We start from the raw sequence: 382 nt of genomic DNA, 5'->3' as shown, positions 1-382 counted from the left end.
CTTGGATGAGCGCGTCAAACAGCTTGGCTCCTTGCTTGTTCAGCGTCGCCAAGTAAGAGCGGATGATGCAGTAGATATCCGCCCCATCGCTTGTTCGGAAGCACCCGGAAATCTTCTGCTTGACCTTGGGCATGCGCACAGCCTGCTCGGCCACGTTGTTCGTGAAAGGCACGTTCGGGTCCGTCATGAAACGCCAAACGTCATCGCTGTAATCGCGTAGCCGGCCGATCAGGTTGGCGGCCTTGCTCTGCTTGATGCGACCGCGTTGGCCATTGGCCTGCACGCGTGGATTGAGCAGATCGCCTTCGGCCAACGTTGCCTCGAACAGACCGCGCAGAACCTGCACTCGCAGCTGATGCTCAGGCGCCGCGTAGTCGATCTG

General features: G+C 59.4%; 1 protein-coding gene. It reads right to left on the bottom strand.

Features of this window, described 5'->3' with window-relative positions; translation table 11 throughout:
- Positions 1 to 382 (bottom strand): IS66 family transposase (locus VTU_RS29505; RefSeq protein WP_010108907.1); only part of this gene is annotated, 382 nt, incomplete at both ends.

The sequence above is a fragment of the Verminephrobacter aporrectodeae subsp. tuberculatae At4 genome (genome assembly GCF_000193225.1).
In the GTDB taxonomy this organism is placed as follows: domain Bacteria; phylum Pseudomonadota; class Gammaproteobacteria; order Burkholderiales; family Burkholderiaceae_C; genus Acidovorax; species Acidovorax aporrectodeae.
This window is presented reverse-complemented; position numbering and strand designations above follow the sequence as displayed.